We start from the raw sequence: 16,456 nt of genomic DNA, 5'->3' as shown, positions 1-16,456 counted from the left end.
TCAAGCTCCAAGCTTTCCGAGGCTGGCAAGATTGGGGAATCCGAAGAGCGACATGTCTTCGGATTCAGCGGGAGCGGTAGTACGCTGGCCGGCGCGCAGCTTGGCGGAACGAGCGCGCGGATTGGCCTGAGCTTCTTCTTCGCTGGCAGAAACCATCGACTTGCCGACAGGCTCGAAGGTCGCGGCTCGCTCATGCGCAACAGGCAGATGGCGGGAACCCGCTGCCTTGCCGGCACGATCGGAGAAGAATTTCTTGACGATGCGGTCTTCCAGCGAATGGAAGGTGACGACGACGAGGCGACCGCCTGGCTTCAGCGCCCGCTCAGCGGCAAACAGCGCCTGCGCGAGCTCGCCGAGTTCGTCATTGACGAAGATACGCAGCGCCTGGAAGACGCGCGTCGCAGGATGGATCTTGTCTTTCATCTTGCGCGGCGTCACCAGCTCGATCAGGCCGGCGAGATCGCGCGTCGTCTCGAAGGGCTTTTCGACGCGGCGCTTTTCGATGGCATGGGCAATGCGCGGCGCCTGGCTCTCTTCGCCGAGATAATGGAAGATGCGGATGAGATCGGCCACTTTGGCGCGATTGACGACATCGGCGGCAGAAACGCCCGCGGCCGACATACGCATGTCGAGCGGGCCGCTCTTCTGGAAGGAGAAGCCGCGCTCGGCCTCATCGATCTGCATGGAGGAAACGCCGATATCCAGCACCACGCCATCAAGCCCGCCATCAGGTACATGATCGGCAAGCTGCGAAAACTGCGAATGGATGAGCTTGAGATGACCGCCATGCGCCGCAACGAGCGCCTGGCCGGCCGCGATCGCCGTCGGATCGCGATCAAGCGCGATCACATCGGCACCAGCACCGAGAATGGCGGAGGTATAGCCACCCGCACCAAAGGTACCGTCGAGGATGACCTTGCCGGAAAAAGGCTCCAGCGCCGCAAGCACCTCGTCGAGAAGAACCGGAATGTGGCGAACCGGTCCGCCACCGGCTTCAGTTGAACCTCCGCCAGGATTCGCCGCCATTCCGTTCCCTCGTTCGTTCAGGAACGCTTGCCCGCCAGCTTGCGCTCCCCTCGTGCCTGCGCCTGTGCGGCCGCGAATGCTTGCGGCTGCCAGAGCTGAAAGTGATCCGCCCGACCCACGAAGGTCACTTCGTCCGAAATACCGGTGAAGTCGCGAATGAAATCCGTGACCATCAACCGCCCCTCGGCGTCGAGCTTCATGAAGACCCCGCCCCCATGAATGAGAAGCGACATCTCGTTTGCCTCCGGCGAAAACGGATCTTCCGCCGCAATCTGCCGCTCGAACCTTTCCAGAAGATCCKGGCCGCCGATGCTGATCGCCGGAAACACAAAGTCCTGAAAGCAGTAAAGCTCCTGGACGTTGCGCTGCGCCAGCACGGAACGAAACGCCGCAGGCACGGAAACCCGGCCCTTGGTGTCGATCCTGTTGGTCGCATTCGAAAGGAAGCGGCTCATGACACGAAACATCCGTTTCCGAAAGAGCCCGGAAAGCATTTTGCCGCCCGAAACCCTCAAAGTCAGGCACAGCTTCGCAAGCCGAAAGAACCAAGGCCCTCCCGACGCTTCCGATCCGGAAGGCGTCTTTGCTTTGCGATTGATGGGCAGATGATTGCCCTGATGCAGTGCGCACTTGGGATAGCATGGGACCATATGGGCGTCAATGGGATGAGCCCATTTTGAGGCGGGCGCAGTATCAAACATTTATAAGCTGTTAAGTTTAACAAAGGGTTAGGAAAGCGATTCTCAAACGCCACCTGAAGCACCCGCGGGGAACAGGAAATCCGGCCGGGCAAGATCCGTGGGACCTTGCCTCGATTTCAGTTATTTCAATGACTTGACAGGAAGAAAATCGGCCTTTGCAGCAAAGCGTATGCTGCAGGAGGTTAATCGCCAGTTGGCCTGTAAGCCGGGTTCTGTATGGCTCCGGCGAACCGGAACGTGGCAGCCATTCATCTGGGACAGCGCTTGCACGCTGCCTCACGCAACCCACCCGGATGACTGACCCAGAAACAGGCCGGAAGGCTTTCGCCAACCGCGTCATCCCTATTCGGTTTTGCTCCCGGTGGGGTTTACCGTGCCATATCCGTTGCCGGAGATGCGGTGGGCTCTTACCCCACCCTTTCACCCTTACCTGTCAAGACAGGCGGTTTGCTTTCTGTGGCACTTTCCCTGAGGTCGCCCTCGCCGGACGTTATCCGGCACCGTGTTTCCGTGGAGCCCGGACTTTCCTCACCCTACCGCCTTTCGGCATTGGTAAAGCGCGGCTGCCCGGCCAACTGGCAGGGGCTCCCTTAAACGAGGAAGCCCGCAAAAGCCAACGAAATATGGGGGACAGGCTTAACGGAAATAAGGTGCGAAATCCGTGGCGTAGCCCTGATCCTTGATTCTGCCTGCAAGAAGCAGTTCGGCCCCCAGCCTGCCGATTTCATCGGAGCTCTTGGCGGACGTTCCCATGCAGCCGGTCAGAACAGCGATATGCGGCGAGGACGTATAGCCGATCATCGGATAGCGGCTCTTCGTATAGGAGACGGCGCAGGATGCGGAGGAAATGGACTGCGCCTCCAGATCCGGCACAATACGATCAACGATGCCCCTTAGATGCTCGCGCGCAACCTCGCGTCCATCCGTACGAAACCAGGCGCGCATGTCCGCATCGTTGCTCAGCACCAGATTGTCGGGATCGCCACCGATCTTCAGATAGAGCTTGCCGTCGGGATAACGGATCGGCGGCAGTAGGTAGATGTCGATGCCGGGCGCGTCGAGGATGAGCGACGGCATATCGGCAAGGCGCGGAGCATCCTCGTCCGCCACCTCGAACAGGGTCACGGTGCGGCCGTAAACCGTCATGTCAACGGATTGCCGCAAGAGATTCTGCGAAATGGAAAAACCGCCGGCCGCCAGCAGCACCTTCTCGGAGCGATAAACCCTGCCGCCCGCCGTGGTGACGACGGCCGCCCCGCCCTCCTCGCGGATGGAAGTGGCATGGTCGCGGATCACGCTCGCACCCGCCTTTCCGGCGAGCAGCGACTGCGCCTTCACGAGCTTCCGCGGGCTGATATGCCCTGCTCCCTTCGCTTCGAAAATGCCGGCACCGCCGGCAGGAAAAGCGAAATAGGGAAACCGTCGTTTCAGTTCAGCCTGATCGAAAGATGTCGTTTCGACGCCGAGCGAAACCGCGGCCTGCCTTGTACCGGCGAGGTAAGCGCTCTCGGGCGGCGCGACTGCGAGGCAGCCCACTTCCGTGTAGAAATCGACGCCGCTCTCTTTTGCGATCTCGCCATAGCGTGCGATCGAGCGATTGGCGAGCAATGCCCAGTCGCAATCGGGATCGATGGTACGCGTGATGCGGCCTTCATCGTAATGGCTGGCGAAAACGCCCTCATGCGCCTTGCGATCAGCCGGCTCGTCCGGACCGATGACGGCAACGCCATCCGTCTGGCGTGCCAGATATTTAGCGGCCGCGGCACCCATCATGCCGCGACCGATGACGATGAACCTGAAATCGACTGCCATATCACACCTCGCTAAAGGCTAGCGATAACATGGCAATCGCGCTGAATCATCCGACGTTTGCCAGAGAAAAGCGCTTCCGGCTCAGAGCATCGCAAGAACCTTGCCGCAATAAGACTTCGAGACCGGGTTCATGCGCGTGGCGCCATGGCCGGCATTGTATTTGAGGATCGTATTGCAGGTCTGCCCGCCGCCGAGATCGTGGGCGGCCGCCAGGTACTTCATGCCATACTTGATGTTGGTTTCCGGATCGAACAGGCCCTTGGCACCGCCGGAATAACCCATCATGCGGGCCGTCGCCGGCTTGATCTGCATCAGGCCGATTTCGCCATGGCTGCCGCGCGCCATCGGATTGAAATTGCTTTCAACACGGATGACAGCAGTCGCAAGAGCCACCGGCACATCATATTGATTGGCATATTTGCTAATCAATGCGGAATAGGAATTGCCGGAAACATCGGCGACGGGATAGCCACTCTGGCGCTCGACCGTCTTCAGCGGACGCTCCGTTTTCTTCTGCGCACGCTGCGCCGTCCTCTGCGGGCGTTCCTTCTTATTCACGCGCTCCGCTGTCTTCTGCGGACGCTCCACTTTCTTCACGGGCGCATCGGCTCGCACGCCCCAGTCATTCGCAAAGGCAAAGTTATTTCCCGCCAGCACCATGCCAACGCATGCTGCAGCAACAACAATCAGTTTTCTCATGTAGTCTTGATCACTCCGACCCAAAGAATTACCGGACTGCGCGCCTCGCCGTCATGGAGAATTCTGACCAAATACTGATCAGTTTTCGCAGTAATTCTTATCGTTTCACATGACGCCTCAGATTTAACTTGGGAATACCCTTAGGCGCCGCTTAGCGGAAGTTCTTAGACCATCGTAATGAGGAGATAATAGGGAAATGATGTGGCAGTCCGAATTTCGCATGCGAACATGGAAAATCGGTAATGTCGAAAATTATGAACGGTCAGGAATAACGCGGCAGCGAGGACAGCAGCCGGTGCAGCGTATCGATCGTCGAAAAATCGGCGATTCCGTCCACTCGCTCGGGGCGAAAATGCCGCTGGAAGGCTTCCACATCGCCTGCCGTCTTGTCGCTGAATTCGCCTGTGATCTCAGTGCCGTAACCATAGAGCGACAGCATGGATTGCAGCGCTTCGATAGGCTGTCCGCGGTCGCCGCGCTGGAAGAAGCGCCCGCCGGTGATGGCGGCCGGTTCCACCCAGTGGCCAACGCCGGCCTGATGCAGTTCGTGCCAAGGGAATTTCTCGCCTGGATCGACCTTGCGCACGGGGGCGACATCGGAGTGGCCGAGCACTCTTTCAGGCGCGATCGACCAACGAACGCCGCAATCGCGACATAATTCGATCACCGCAGCGACCTGCTCCCTCGGATAGTCGGGAAGCCCGCCCGGATGGCCGGCATTGGCGATCTCGATGCCGATCGACAGCGAATTGATATCCGTTTCGCCATGCCAGAAGCTCTTGCCAGCATGCCATGCGCGGTGGATCTCCTGCACGAGCTGCACGACCTCGCCGTTCGGCTGCACGAAATAATGGCTGGAAACCTGGCTTTCGTCCCGACAGAGCCAGTCAAGCGCGCCCTCGGCACTCGGCATGCCCGTATAATGCAGCAGGATCATATCGGGCTTGCGGCCATCAGCCCGTTCGCCATGGTTCGGCGAGGGCTGGACGCGCGCCTTGCCGTAGTCTGCCTCGAATGAGGTCATGCGGCGCGACGTTCCTTTTCGATCGCCGCATAGGCGTCGTTCAGCGCCGCCATACGTTCATTGGCGATCGCATGGAACTCTTCCGGCACGCCGCGCGAGATCAGCCGGTCCGGATGATGCTCGCTGACGAGCACATGGTAATGGCGGCGGATCGTCGGGAAATCATCCGCCGGCGAAACCCCGAGAATCTTGTAGGGATCGCGGCCAGCAGAGACGTGACGCGCAGCAATCTGATCGAAGCGGGCCTCGCTCATCTGGAAGATTTCGGCGACATGGCGTAGGAAATTCATTTCCTTCTCGTGGATCAGCCCATCCGCCTTGGCGATATGGAACAGACCGTCGAGCACATCTTCCAGAACCGGGCAATTGGCGGCGCAGGTCGAGCAAAGCGTGGACAGCTTTGCTGCGTAGGCCTCGTAACCCGCAACGTCCTGGCGGGCGAGATTATAGAGGCGCGCGACATTCTTCGCCTCGCTGGGAGGAAACTCGAAGATGTCGCGGAAGGCTTGCACTTCCTTCTCGCTCACAATACCGTCGGCCTTGGCCATCTTGGCAGACAGCGCAATGACGGCCACCGAAAAGGCAACCTTGCGGCGCGTMTCCGGATCGCCTTCGAAAACCGTGCGAATAGCCTCGACCACCGCGGAGAGCGCATTGCCCGCGGTATTGCCAATGGCATTCACCAGTTTTTCCCAGAAAGACATCGTAATCTTCTCGCAATGCAGCAAGTTCTAGAAGAAACACCTTGACCAAATAATCGTTGCCATTGCAAGGCGGCTATTGGTCGTAGATTTGAAAACAGTTTTCACGATTTGGTAATTGTCGCGGCAGCCGCCATCACCGACCGTGTCAGCCATTTCCCGCATTATCGGCACAACGGCCGGCGATTTCCACAACACTTATGGATAGGTCGATCGGCATTGAACCGATTATATCGGCGCTTCCCGCACCCAGCTTGCATAAAGCCGCGTTTTTCGTAAATTCTTTACTTTACAGGCCACTTTCCCTGTCGCATCCATGCGTTACCTAGAGCGTGTCGAGCAAAAGTGTGCCGCGGTTTTGCGATAACGACATGCGGAAAACGAAGGCTTAAAACGTAGCAAGCGGATCTGAAAAGAACGCAATACGCTTTAGGCTGCACGCCGTCGCGCACCAATGCGCCCAAGGAGGGATTATGGCCAAACAGAAAGTCGCAATGCTGACCGCCGGAGGCCTGGCGCCCTGCCTTTCGTCCGCCGTCGGCGGCCTTATCGAGCGCTATAGCGATGTCGCTCCCGATATCGAGCTGATCGCCTACAAGTCCGGCTATCAGGGCGTGCTGCTCGGCGACAGCGTTCAGATCAATACCCAGATGCGCGAGAAGGCGCCGCTCCTGCACCGCTATGGCGGTTCGCCGATCGGCAATAGCCGCGTCAAGCTCACCAATGCCGCCGACTGCGTGAAGCGCGGCCTCGTCAAGGAAGGCGAAAATCCGCTGCGGGTCGCCGCCGAACGTCTCGCCAATGACGGCGTCACCATCCTGCACACGATCGGCGGCGATGACACGAATACGACGGCTGCCGACCTCGCCGCCTATCTTGCGGCAAACGGTTATGACCTCACGGTCGTCGGCCTGCCGAAGACTGTAGATAACGACGTTGTGCCGATCCGCCAGTCGCTGGGCGCCTGGACGGCTGCCGAGGTCGGCGCGCACTTCTTCGACAATGTCAGCAACGAACAGACCGCCGCCCCGCGCACCCTCGTCATCCACGAGGTCATGGGCCGCCATTGCGGCTGGCTGACGGCTGCCACCGCCCGCGCCTATCTCCAGCGCACCAAAGGCAATGAATATGTCGATGGCCTGATGATGAACGAGCATATGAAGAGCACCGACGCAGTCTACCTGCCGGAAATGGCCTTCGACCTCGATGCCGAAGCCGCCCGCCTCAAGGAGATCATGGACCGCACCGGCCATGCCACGGTCTTCGTATCGGAAGGCGCCTGCCTCGACGCCATCGTCGCCGAGCGCGAAGCCGCGGGCGAGACGGTCAAGCGCGATGCTTTCGGCCATGTGAAGATCGACACGATCAATGTCGGCGCATGGTTCCAGAAGCAGTTCGCAAGCCTGCTCGACGCCGAGCGCTCGCTCGTCCAGAAATCCGGGTATTTCGCCCGGTCCGCACCGGCAAACGGCGAAGATCTGCGCCTGATCCACAGCATGGTCGACCTCGCGGTCGAAAGCGCCCTCAACAAGGTTTCGGGCGTAACCGGCCACGACGAAGCGCAGAATGGCAAGTTGCGCACAATAGAATTCCCCCGCATCAAGGGTGGTAAGCCGTTTGATCTTTCAACCGTATGGTTTGGCGAAGTAATGAACCAGATCGGGCAAAAATACAGGTCCGCATGATTGACGGATGGCTAATATGGTGTCTTTGCTGGTTCTCTAAGGAATAGGAGGAGATTCCATGTCGCTCGAAGCCTGGCTCGCTTTTGCTGCCGCGTCCGCCATCATGCTCGCCATACCGGGGCCGACCATTCTTCTGGTTGTCTCCTATGCGCTGGGTCATGGCCGGAAAACGGCGCTTGCGACCGTTTCGGGTGTGGCCCTCGGCGATTTCACCGCCATGACAGCCTCACTGTTTGGCCTCGGCGCCCTGCTTGCCGCATCGGCGACGTTGTTCACCGTGCTGAAGTGGGTCGGCGGCGCCTATCTGATATGGCTGGGAATCAAGCTCTGGCGGGCTCCGATCGTCGGCGAACACATTGCTGACAATGATAATCTGCCGGAAGAAAGGTCTCTGCAGATCTTCCTGCATGCCTATGTCGTGACGGCGCTGAACCCGAAGAGCATCGTCTTCTTCGTCGCCTTCGTGCCGCAGTTCCTCAACCCAGCCCGTCCCTTCCTCGATCAGATGCTGATCATGGAAGCGACATTCCTCGTGCTCGCCACCATCAACGCCTCCTGCTACGCCTTGGCCGCACACGCCGCCCGCGGCTTGATTCGCAAGGCCAGCGTGCAGCGCGCGGTCAACCGCTCCGGCGGCACCCTGCTGATCGCAGCAGGCGCCGTAACGGCCGGGTATCGCCGTATTGCAGCCTAGTAATATTCCGTGGTTGCTGGAAAGACACKAATAGGTTAATGCCTTCCCCCACGCTTAAGGTATTTGATAACTTTTAGACGCTGCCGGCGCGGCGTGATTCACGAAAGTGACAGAATGGTAGCGATCGGATTTTCCGGCCTGAAACGCAGTCTCGTGGTCTCGACCATGCTCTGCGGCGTCATGTCAGGATGCGCGAGCGTCGAATATACCTCTCAGGCAGAACTGACCGCCGCACAGACCGTGATTCCCATGCCGAAGCCCGGCGAAGATGCAACGCTGGCTGCCGTGCCGACCGCTGAAGGCGCAACCGGCCAGACCGTCGCCACACTCAATCCACAGGCATCGACCACAGCACCCGCCCTCACCGCAACGGCGATGCCGAATGTGGTTTCGCCCGTCCAGCAGCAGGCCGGCGATTTCGCCATGCAGGGCGGTGTCCAGCCGGTAGCCGTCAACGGCTATGCTCCCATTCCGCTGACGCCCGAGATGACGGCGATCCAGTCCGTCGTTCCGACGCCGCGGCCGGGCTCGCCTGCGAGTCCCTCGACGCAGCTCGCCTTCGCAGCCACAACGCCGCAGAACGGCGCGCTCGCGGCTCTTGCCGCTGTCGGTACTACACCGCGCTTCACCATGGATTACGGCTTCGACGAGTCCGGCCCGATCGACCCGCCGGCAGCCCCGCCGATGTTCAGCGACGACGACAGCGATGATGCGCCGACCGTCGAAAAGAGCCTCGTCAGCAAGCTCATCAGCAAATATTCCAAGCTCTATGAAATACCGGAATCACTGCTCCACCGCGTCGTTCATCGCGAGAGCCGCTACAATTCCAAGGCCTACAACAAGCGCGGCTACTTCGGTCTCATGCAGATCAAGTACAATACCGCAAAGTCGATGGGTTACGACGGCAACGCTGCCGGCCTTTTCGATGCTGAAACCAATATCAAATATGCGGGCAAATACCTGCAKGGCGCCTGGCAGGTTGCCGACAGGAAAGAAGACGATGCCGTTCGTCTCTATGCCCGCGGCTATTATTACGACGCCAAGCGCAAGGGCATGACTGACATCGCCCAAGGCAATTACTGATATCAACGACCGATACCAGACATCTCGGTGACGACGTTCAGCCGGCTTTTGCCGACTGAAGCGTATTGAGAATTTCCTTCAGCACGACCTGCGGCCTGTAGCGCAGCCAGCTCGGCGTCAATCCCATGCGGACGAAGACGAGATTGGCTGACGGCACGATCGCGACCGCCTGGCCGTCATGACCCTGCAGCCAGAACGTGTCCTGCGGCAGCCCGAACTCGGCGCTCGTGCCGCCGCCGCCCGGTCCCGCAAGCCACGCTTGGCCTTGCGTATATTTGCCGCCGGAACTTGATGTCGGCGTCCGCATCATCGCTACGAATCCCTCCGGCAGAAGCCTCTGCCCGTTCCATACGCCATCCTGCAGCAGGAATTGGCCGAAGCGCGCCCAGTCATGTCCCGTCGCATAGAGATAGGAGCTGCCGGCAAATGTGCCGCGCTCATCGGCCTCGAAAACGGCGCTCGTCATTCCGAGCGGACCGAATAGCGCATCGCGCGGATAGTCGAAGGCCGCGCGCGGATCGCCGACCTTGTTCATCCAGATGCGAGACAGGAGCAAGGCCGTGCCACTCGAATAATGGAAATCCGTGCCCGGAGCAGCCATGAGAGACGCATTCGCCGGCAGGGAAACCATATCAGGATCGAGATAGAGCATGCGCGTCACATCGGCGACGGCACCGTAATCCTCATTGAAGGCGAGCCCGCTTTCCATGCCCATCAGGTCGGAAAGCTTGATGTCGCCGCGCGTATCATTCGCCCATTGCGGCAAAAGATGTGTGTCGTCATAGGAGATCTTGCCTGACAGCATCAACCGGCCGATCAGCGCCGCGTTGACCGTCTTCGTCATCGACCAGCCGACGAGCGGCGTGCTGACGCTGAAGCCCGGCCCGTAGCTTTCAGCAATGATGCGGCCATCCTGCACGACGACCATCGCCCGCATCGCCGGCCCGGCAAGCTTGGCATCGGCCAGAAGCGCCGCGATTTTCGCATTTCCGGCCGCGGTATCGACGCCCTCGCCATCCGGCCAGACTGCGTCGTTTTCGCCCGCCCGCGGCGCCGGTACGAGCGGCGTAGCCTTGGAGGCGGCATCGAAATCACCGTCGGGCACGCTGGTGCAGCCGAAGGCGCCACGATAAAGCGCGTAGTTCGGCGCAAACAGGCCCATGAAGCGCGAGGTCACCCGCCCGGCGTCACGATCGACCTCGACGCGCATCAGCCGCAGCAGCGGGTTTCCAGGCGCCTGCACGTCGTCATAAAGCACGGCGTCGGGATCGCGGCCGGCGATGAAGACATTGGAACAGACGATCTTGGCGGCGTAGCCATTGCCCACTTTCAGAAGCTCCGGCGGGCTTAAGGAGAGCCACGCGGCTGCGCCTGTGACAGCGAGAATGACAAGCAGGCCCAAGCCCTTGACGATACGCGGAACAACTCGCATGCAATCCTCCACGGAACGGAGAGAAGCAGGAAACTTGGCTCACGGAAAGAGAGAAGCGAAAAGAAGCTCTTCAATCGACTTCAAATTTCGAGGAGGTCTTCACAGAGCTTCGCGGAAGCCTTGGCCCACAGGGCTCGTCATMAAACTGTAGCAGAGGCGCGTTACACGCCCTGAACGCTAAAAAGGTGACAGACTCATGTCGGAATTTGCACCGGATACCGGCTTCCGCAAGAACCGGAAACTCAAGGCAGCGCTTCTCCGCCACAAGGCTTTTTCCAAGGACGGCTTCTCCGAGCGACTCTTCGGCCTTCTCTTTTCCGGCCTCGTTTATCCGCAGATCTGGGAAGACCCTGATCTCGATATGCAGGCGATGGAGCTGAAGCCTAATCACCGTATCGTCACGATCGGTTCCGGTGGCTGCAACATGCTCGCCTACCTTTCCAAGGCGCCGGCTTCGATCGACGTGGTGGATCTCAATCCGCACCATATCGCGCTGAACAGGCTGAAGCTTGCCGCTTTCAAGAACCTGCCGAACCATACCGATCTCGTCCGTTTCCTGGCGATGCCGAACGAGAAATCGAACAGCCGGGTTTTCGACAGTGTCCTGTCGTCGAATCTTGATGAGACAACCCGCGCTTACTGGAACACCCGCAAGTTCGGCCGTCGTCGCGTCACCGTCTTTAATCGCAATATCTATGAAACCGGCCTGCTCGGCCGCTTCATCGGCGCCGCTCATCTGCTCGCCCGCCTGCACGGCGTGAAACTGCAGGAAATGACCAAGACCCGGTCGATCCGCGAGCAGCGCCAGTTCTTCGAAGACCAGATCGCTCCCCTCTTCGAAAAGCCCGTCGTACGCTGGATCACCAACCGCAAGAGCTCGCTCTTCGGTCTCGGCATCCCGCCACAGCAATATGACGAGCTGGCAAGCCTTGCCGCCGACAATTCCATCGCACCGGTTCTYAAGCACCGCCTCGAAAAGCTCGCCTGTCATTTCCCGATGCGCGACAACTATTTCGCCTGGCAGGCTTTCGCACGCCGCTATGCCGATGGCGAGGAAGGCCCGCTGCCGACCTATCTGAAGCCGGAGCATTACGAAGTGATCCGCGCCAATGTCGATCGTGTCAACGTCCATCACGCAAGCTTCACGGAGCTTCTGGCCGGCKAGCCCGCCGCCTCGCGCGACCGCTACATCCTGCTCGATGCACAGGACTGGATGACCGATCAGCAGCTCAACGATGTCTGGCGCGAGATCACCCGCACGGCGCGCGAAGGCGCCCGGGTGATTTTCCGCACGGCAGCCGAAAAGAGCATTATCGAAGGCCGCCTCGCCCCTGAAATTCGCGACCAGTGGCACTATTTCGAAGAGCAGTCGCGTGAGATGACCACCCAGGACCGTTCGGCGATTTACGGCGGTTTCCACATCTACGGGAAAAAGGCGTGAGCAAAGTCGACGAGATGACCGTCAAGAGCGAGGAACATGCCGACCTGATGGACGGCATGTATCGCTACCAGCGCCATTTCTACGACCTGACCCGCAAATACTATCTTCTCGGCCGCGACCGCACGATCCGCAATCTCGACGTTCCCGAGGGCGGCACGCTCTTGGAAGTCGGCTGCGGCACCGGCCGCAACATGGCCTTTGCCCACAAGCACTTCCCGACGGCGAAACTCTACGGTCTCGACATCTCCCAGGAAATGCTGATCTCGGCGCGCAAGACCTTTGCCACCAAGGCGACGATCCCTGACTTTCGCGTGGCGGACGCCACCGCCTACACGCCGCGCGAATTCGGCACTGTCGGGTTCGACCGCATCCTCATTTCCTATGCGCTTTCGATGATCCCGGATTGGGAACGCGCGGTGGATGCATCGATTGCCGCGCTCAATCCCGGCGGCGAGCTCCACATCGTCGATTTCGGCCAACAGGAAGGCCTGCCCGCCTGGTTCCGCAGCCTGCTGCAGGCCTGGCTCGCCAAATTCCATGTCACCCCACGCGCCAATCTGCGCGAGGTTCTGGAAGCGCAAGCTGCTGAAAATAACGCGAGATTGTCGTTCGAGGCGATCGGCGGCGGTTACGCCTGGCGGGCCGCGATTATCAGCAAGCGCTCATAATTCGCTTGTAAATAACCATTTTTTTACGTTGATATTAGAAAAGAGGGTTATACCCTCTGCTAGGCGCGTGTTTTCGAAGGTCAAGCTGTGGGGCAGATCCATCATCACGACGGAACATTCATGCGTCGGCTTCTGTTTTGCGTCCTGCCGCTTGCCCTGCTGCTCGCCGGTTGCAGCTCCACGGGTTACGATTATCTCGAAACCGCTTCCATAAAGCCGAAGATCCGCTTTCAGGATACCGATCCGCAGGATTTCGGCACCAAGCACCCGCAGCAAAATGCGGTCCACGGCATCGATATCTCCAAATGGCAGGGTGATATCGATTGGCAGACGGTGCGCAAATCCGGTGTCGCCTTCGCCTTCATCAAGGCAACCGAAGGCAAGGACAGGGTTGACTCGCGCTTTGACAAATACTGGCGCGAAGCAGCCGCTGCCGGCATTCCGCATGCGCCTTACCACTTCTATTACTTCTGCTCTTCCGCCGATGATCAGGCCGACTGGTTCATCCGCAACGTTCCCAGGGAATCCATGCGCCTGCCGCCGGTGCTGGATGTGGAATGGAATGCAGAATCGAAGACCTGTCGCTTGCGCCCCGACGCGGCCACGGTGCGCTCCGAAATGAAGCGTTTCATGGATCGCCTGGAAGCCTATTACGGCAAGAGGCCGATCATCTACACCTCAGTCGACTTCCACCGCGACAATCTCGACGGCTATTTCCAGGACTACCATTTCTGGGTCCGCTCGACCGCCAAACATCCCGATGTGACCTATGCCGACCGCCGCTGGGCCTTCTGGCAATATACGTCGACGGGCGTCATTCCCGGCATTCGGGGGCCGACTGATATCAATGTCTTCGCGGGCTCCGCAAAAAACTGGAACAACTGGGTTGCCGACGTTTCCAAGGATAGAAATTCTTAGTAACGTGCCCTAATCTTTCTTGCTTCCGTCACATTCATCTGTGAAGTCGGCGGAATTCTATGTCATTTTACGAGGATCGTTTCATGCACCGCTCGCTCAAAAGCTGCTCTGCACTTGCCCTTCTGTTTGCCTGCGTCCTAGCAACAGGGGCCGCCGCCCAGCAAGCGCCTGATGCGGCGGCTTCGACCCCGGCAGCACCCTGCGGCGGCGATCTCTCCACCTTCCTTCAGGGCGTCAAGAAAGAGGCGATTGCTGCGGGCGCGAGCGCCGAAGCAGCAGACCAGGCGCTGGCCGGCGCTGAGATCGACCCCAAGGTACTGAGCCGCGACCGCGCCCAGGGCGTCTTCCGCCAGACCTTCCTCGAGTTCTCGCAGCGCACCGTTAGCCAGGCTCGTCTCGATATCGGCCGCCAGAAGATGAAGCAGTATGCCGATGTCTTCGCCCGCGCCGAACAGGACTACGGCGTTCCCGCCGGCATCATCACTGCCTTCTGGGCGATGGAAACGGATTTCGGCGCTGTGCAGGGTGATTTCAACACGCGCAATGCGCTGGTGACGCTCTCGCATGACTGCCGCCGCCCGGAACTCTTCCGCCCGCAGCTGATCGCCCTCATCGAAATGGTCCAGCATGGCGATMTCGATCCGCAGACCAATACCGGCGCCTGGGCCGGAGAAATCGGCCAGGTTCAGATGCTGCCGCGCGATATCATAGCCTATGGCATGGATGGCGATGGTGACGGCCATGTGCGCCTCAAGCAGAGCAGCCCGGACGCGATCCTGACGGCCGCCAAGTTTATCCAGCATCTCGGTTTCGAGCGCGGCCAGCCCTGGCTGCAGGAAGTCACCCTGCCCGACACCCTCCCCTGGGACAAATCCGGCCTCGGCGGCACGATGACGGCAGGCGAATGGTTCAACCTCGGCGTCAAGCCGCGCGACGGCAATACCGGTTTTGCCAACCTCGAAGGCGATCTCGTGCTGCCGCAGGGCCGCCTCGGACCGGCCTTCATCGCCTACCCGAACTTCAAGATCTATCTGGAATGGAACAAGTCGTTCATCTACACAACTTCTGCCGCCTATTTCGCGACCCGCCTTTCGGGCGCCCAGACCTATCTCAAGGGTACGCCTGAACAGGGCCTTTCCAACGACCAGATGAAGCAGCTGCAGACGAAGCTGGATTCACTCGGCCACGATGTCGGCGAAATCGACGGCATCCTTGGTTCCGGCACCCGTGTCGCGATCCAGAAGGAACAGCTCCGCCTCGGTATGCCGGCTGACGGCTGGGCGACGCCGACCCTGCTCAACGCGCTCTGATCCGTCACCATTGCCTCTCGCCACCCGGCTGCATGAATCGGGTGGCGGCTCCTTGTCGATAGGATAGAACTTTCGCCTGGAGCGGKAGGAATCGGCATGGAACAGAGAATGAGCGCATTGACCTGGGGGCTCCTTGCCCTGCTTGGTCTGATCTGGGGCGGCTCCTTCTTCTTCGCGCGCATCGCTGTTTCCGAAGTGCCGCCGCTTACCCTCGTCTTCCTGCGCCTATCCATCGCGGCCCTTGCGCTTCATGTCTATATCGGCGGCCGCTTCGGCATCTATCCGCTCCTGAAGAGACGCTGGCGCGAATTCCTCGTTCTCGGCATCCTCAACAACGCCTTGCCCCATGCGCTGATCTTCTTCGGCCAGACGCGCATCGGCGCCGGCCTGGCCTCCATCCTCAACGCCACGACGCCGATCTGGACGGTGCTGATCGCCAATTATCTGACATCGGACGAGAAGCTCTCCTCGGCCAAGATCATCGGCTGCCTCACCGGCCTGCTGGGCACGGTCGTCCTCATCGGCCCGAGCGTCGCTGATGGCAGTGACCTGCCCCTCTGGGCGCTCCTTCTGCCTGTGATCGCCGCGGTCTCCTACGGATTTGCCGCCACCTACAGCAAGCGCTTCAAGGGCGTCGCGCCGCCGGTCATTGCGGCCGGCCAGATGACGGCATCCTCGCTCGTGGCCATGCCGCTATCGCTCGCCCTGGACCACCCCTGGGCGCTTGCCATGCCTTCAATCAATTCCATCGCCGCCATTCTGGCGATTGCCCTGGTGTCCACCGCCTTCGGCTATATCCTCTATTTTCGCATCATGGCGGCGGCAGGCGCCACCAATACCTCGCTGGTGACGCTGCTCGTACCGCCGAGCGCGATACTGCTCGGCCTCCTCTTCCTCGGCGAGCGGCTGGAAATGACTGACATTGCCGGCATGGCGCTGATCGGCGCTGGGCTCGTCATACTCGACGGCCGCGTCTACCGGCGCTCAGGCGCGGTAGCCTGAAAGTATTATGCTGCAGCGCGCCATTCTTCCGCCAAAAGTATGAATCGGGACTACCGAATTGTAACGGATCGTTAAATTTTGAGAGCGGAATTTTCCGATTGAATATCAGYAACTTGCAGAATGGTGGTTAGACTTATCCACTGCCTTCTTCGGCAGTGCAGCACAAGAAGCGCTTTCCAATCGACACTTTTMCGACATATTATTAGCCGGTTAACGMGAGGAGGCAGACATGGGACTTACGCAATCCTTGAATGTCMTGT

The 16,456-nt window shown here is 59.8% G+C and carries 15 protein-coding genes and 1 other RNA gene; 8 read left to right on the top strand and 8 right to left on the bottom strand.

Annotated elements, in window-relative coordinates; translation table 11 throughout:
* The 7 genes from rsmH to AC1DNW_RS08205 form a co-directional block, all read right to left on the bottom strand.
* Entirely contained in the window at positions 1-1,026 is a 1,026-nt protein-coding gene (gene rsmH / locus AC1DNW_RS08235) for a 16S rRNA (cytosine(1402)-N(4))-methyltransferase RsmH (protein ID WP_113308063.1), read from the bottom strand.
* Positions 1,027-1,043: 17 nt separating this feature from the next.
* Positions 1,044-1,481, bottom strand: coding sequence for a division/cell wall cluster transcriptional repressor MraZ (mraZ, locus tag AC1DNW_RS08230; RefSeq protein WP_477852413.1), 438 nt, complete (start codon positions 1,479-1,481; stop codon positions 1,044-1,046).
* 431 nt (positions 1,482-1,912) lie between these two features.
* An RNA gene (rnpB, locus tag AC1DNW_RS08225) (RNase P RNA component class A) lies at positions 1,913-2,306 on the bottom strand.
* A 57-nt stretch (positions 2,307-2,363) separates the two neighbouring features.
* Entirely contained in the window at positions 2,364-3,539 is a 1,176-nt protein-coding gene (locus AC1DNW_RS08220; protein ID WP_113308062.1) for an FAD-dependent oxidoreductase, read from the bottom strand.
* An 81-nt stretch (positions 3,540-3,620) separates the two neighbouring features.
* Complete coding sequence (locus AC1DNW_RS08215) at positions 3,621-4,238, bottom strand: lytic transglycosylase domain-containing protein (protein ID WP_113300094.1); 618 nt, start codon at positions 4,236-4,238, stop codon at positions 3,621-3,623.
* A 262-nt stretch (positions 4,239-4,500) separates the two neighbouring features.
* Positions 4,501-5,262: an N-acetylmuramoyl-L-alanine amidase gene (locus AC1DNW_RS08210; RefSeq protein ID WP_113308061.1), complete on the bottom strand. Its 762-nt coding sequence runs from the start codon at positions 5,260-5,262 to the stop codon at positions 4,501-4,503.
* Entirely contained in the window at positions 5,259-5,966 is a 708-nt protein-coding gene (locus tag AC1DNW_RS08205) for a TerB family tellurite resistance protein (protein ID WP_477852412.1), read from the bottom strand. Before AC1DNW_RS08205 ends, AC1DNW_RS08210 begins: the two co-directional genes overlap by 4 nt.
* Before the next feature lie 470 nt (positions 5,967-6,436).
* On the opposite strand from AC1DNW_RS08205, the gene AC1DNW_RS08200 reads away from it, so the two are divergent.
* From AC1DNW_RS08200 to AC1DNW_RS08190, 3 genes are all read left to right on the top strand, one after another.
* Positions 6,437-7,648, top strand: coding sequence for a pyrophosphate--fructose-6-phosphate 1-phosphotransferase (locus tag AC1DNW_RS08200; protein WP_113308060.1), 1,212 nt, complete (start codon positions 6,437-6,439; stop codon positions 7,646-7,648).
* A gap of 58 nt (positions 7,649-7,706) precedes the next feature.
* On the top strand, positions 7,707-8,342 hold the full coding sequence (locus AC1DNW_RS08195; RefSeq protein WP_113300090.1) for a LysE family translocator: 636 nt from the start codon (positions 7,707-7,709) through the stop codon (positions 8,340-8,342).
* 114 nt (positions 8,343-8,456) lie between these two features.
* On the top strand, positions 8,457-9,425 hold the full coding sequence (locus AC1DNW_RS08190; RefSeq protein ID WP_477852410.1) for a transglycosylase SLT domain-containing protein: 969 nt from the start codon (positions 8,457-8,459) through the stop codon (positions 9,423-9,425).
* 37 nt (positions 9,426-9,462) lie between these two features.
* Here AC1DNW_RS08190 and AC1DNW_RS08185 read toward each other — a convergent pair whose 3' ends face one another.
* Positions 9,463-10,857, bottom strand: coding sequence for a serine hydrolase domain-containing protein (locus AC1DNW_RS08185; protein WP_113308059.1), 1,395 nt, complete (start codon positions 10,855-10,857; stop codon positions 9,463-9,465).
* A gap of 196 nt (positions 10,858-11,053) precedes the next feature.
* Here AC1DNW_RS08185 and AC1DNW_RS08180 point away from each other — a divergent pair, with 196 nt between their 5' ends.
* The 5 genes from AC1DNW_RS08180 (at position 11,054) to AC1DNW_RS08160 (ending at position 16,196) form a co-directional block, all read left to right on the top strand.
* A complete protein-coding gene (locus tag AC1DNW_RS08180) occupies positions 11,054-12,298 on the top strand; it encodes a BtaA family protein (RefSeq protein WP_477852409.1) in 1,245 nt (414 codons plus the stop codon).
* Positions 12,299-12,312: 14 nt separating this feature from the next.
* Positions 12,313-12,966, top strand: a complete 654-nt coding sequence (locus AC1DNW_RS08175; protein WP_477852485.1) for a class I SAM-dependent methyltransferase — start codon at positions 12,313-12,315, stop codon at positions 12,964-12,966.
* Positions 12,967-13,086: 120 nt separating this feature from the next.
* Positions 13,087-13,884 (top strand): glycoside hydrolase family 25 protein, encoded by a 798-nt coding sequence (locus tag AC1DNW_RS08170; protein ID WP_113308056.1) that lies wholly within the window; start codon positions 13,087-13,089, stop codon positions 13,882-13,884.
* 83 nt (positions 13,885-13,967) lie between these two features.
* Positions 13,968-15,194, top strand: coding sequence for a lytic murein transglycosylase (locus AC1DNW_RS08165; RefSeq protein WP_477852483.1), 1,227 nt, complete (start codon positions 13,968-13,970; stop codon positions 15,192-15,194).
* A 96-nt stretch (positions 15,195-15,290) separates the two neighbouring features.
* Positions 15,291-16,196, top strand: coding sequence for a DMT family transporter (locus AC1DNW_RS08160; RefSeq protein ID WP_113308055.1), 906 nt, complete (start codon positions 15,291-15,293; stop codon positions 16,194-16,196).
* The last annotated feature ends 260 nt before the right edge of the window (positions 16,197-16,456 follow it).

The sequence above is a fragment of the Rhizobium sp. 05L429 genome (assembly GCF_056397645.1).
The sequence above is the reverse complement of the archived record's forward strand: the minus strand, read 5'-3'. Positions and strand labels throughout refer to the sequence as shown.

Excerpts from the sequence above, each read along its gene's own strand:
- rsmH (WP_113308063.1), bottom strand. The coding sequence starts at position 1,026 with ATGGCGGCGAATCCTGGCGGAGGTTCAACTGAAGCCGGTGGCGGACCG.
- AC1DNW_RS08220 (WP_113308062.1), bottom strand. The coding sequence starts at position 3,539 with ATGGCAGTCGATTTCAGGTTCATCGTCATCGGTCGCGGCATGATGGGT.
- AC1DNW_RS08215 (WP_113300094.1), bottom strand. The coding sequence starts at position 4,238 with ATGAGAAAACTGATTGTTGTTGCTGCAGCATGCGTTGGCATGGTGCTG.
- AC1DNW_RS08210 (WP_113308061.1), bottom strand. The coding sequence starts at position 5,262 with ATGACCTCATTCGAGGCAGACTACGGCAAGGCGCGCGTCCAGCCCTCG.
- AC1DNW_RS08200 (WP_113308060.1), top strand. The coding sequence starts at position 6,437 with ATGGCCAAACAGAAAGTCGCAATGCTGACCGCCGGAGGCCTGGCGCCC.
- AC1DNW_RS08195 (WP_113300090.1), top strand. The coding sequence starts at position 7,707 with ATGTCGCTCGAAGCCTGGCTCGCTTTTGCTGCCGCGTCCGCCATCATG.
- AC1DNW_RS08185 (WP_113308059.1), bottom strand. The coding sequence starts at position 10,857 with ATGCGAGTTGTTCCGCGTATCGTCAAGGGCTTGGGCCTGCTTGTCATT.
- AC1DNW_RS08175 (WP_477852485.1), top strand. The coding sequence starts at position 12,313 with ATGACCGTCAAGAGCGAGGAACATGCCGACCTGATGGACGGCATGTAT.
- AC1DNW_RS08170 (WP_113308056.1), top strand. The coding sequence starts at position 13,087 with ATGCGTCGGCTTCTGTTTTGCGTCCTGCCGCTTGCCCTGCTGCTCGCC.
- AC1DNW_RS08160 (WP_113308055.1), top strand. The coding sequence starts at position 15,291 with ATGGAACAGAGAATGAGCGCATTGACCTGGGGGCTCCTTGCCCTGCTT.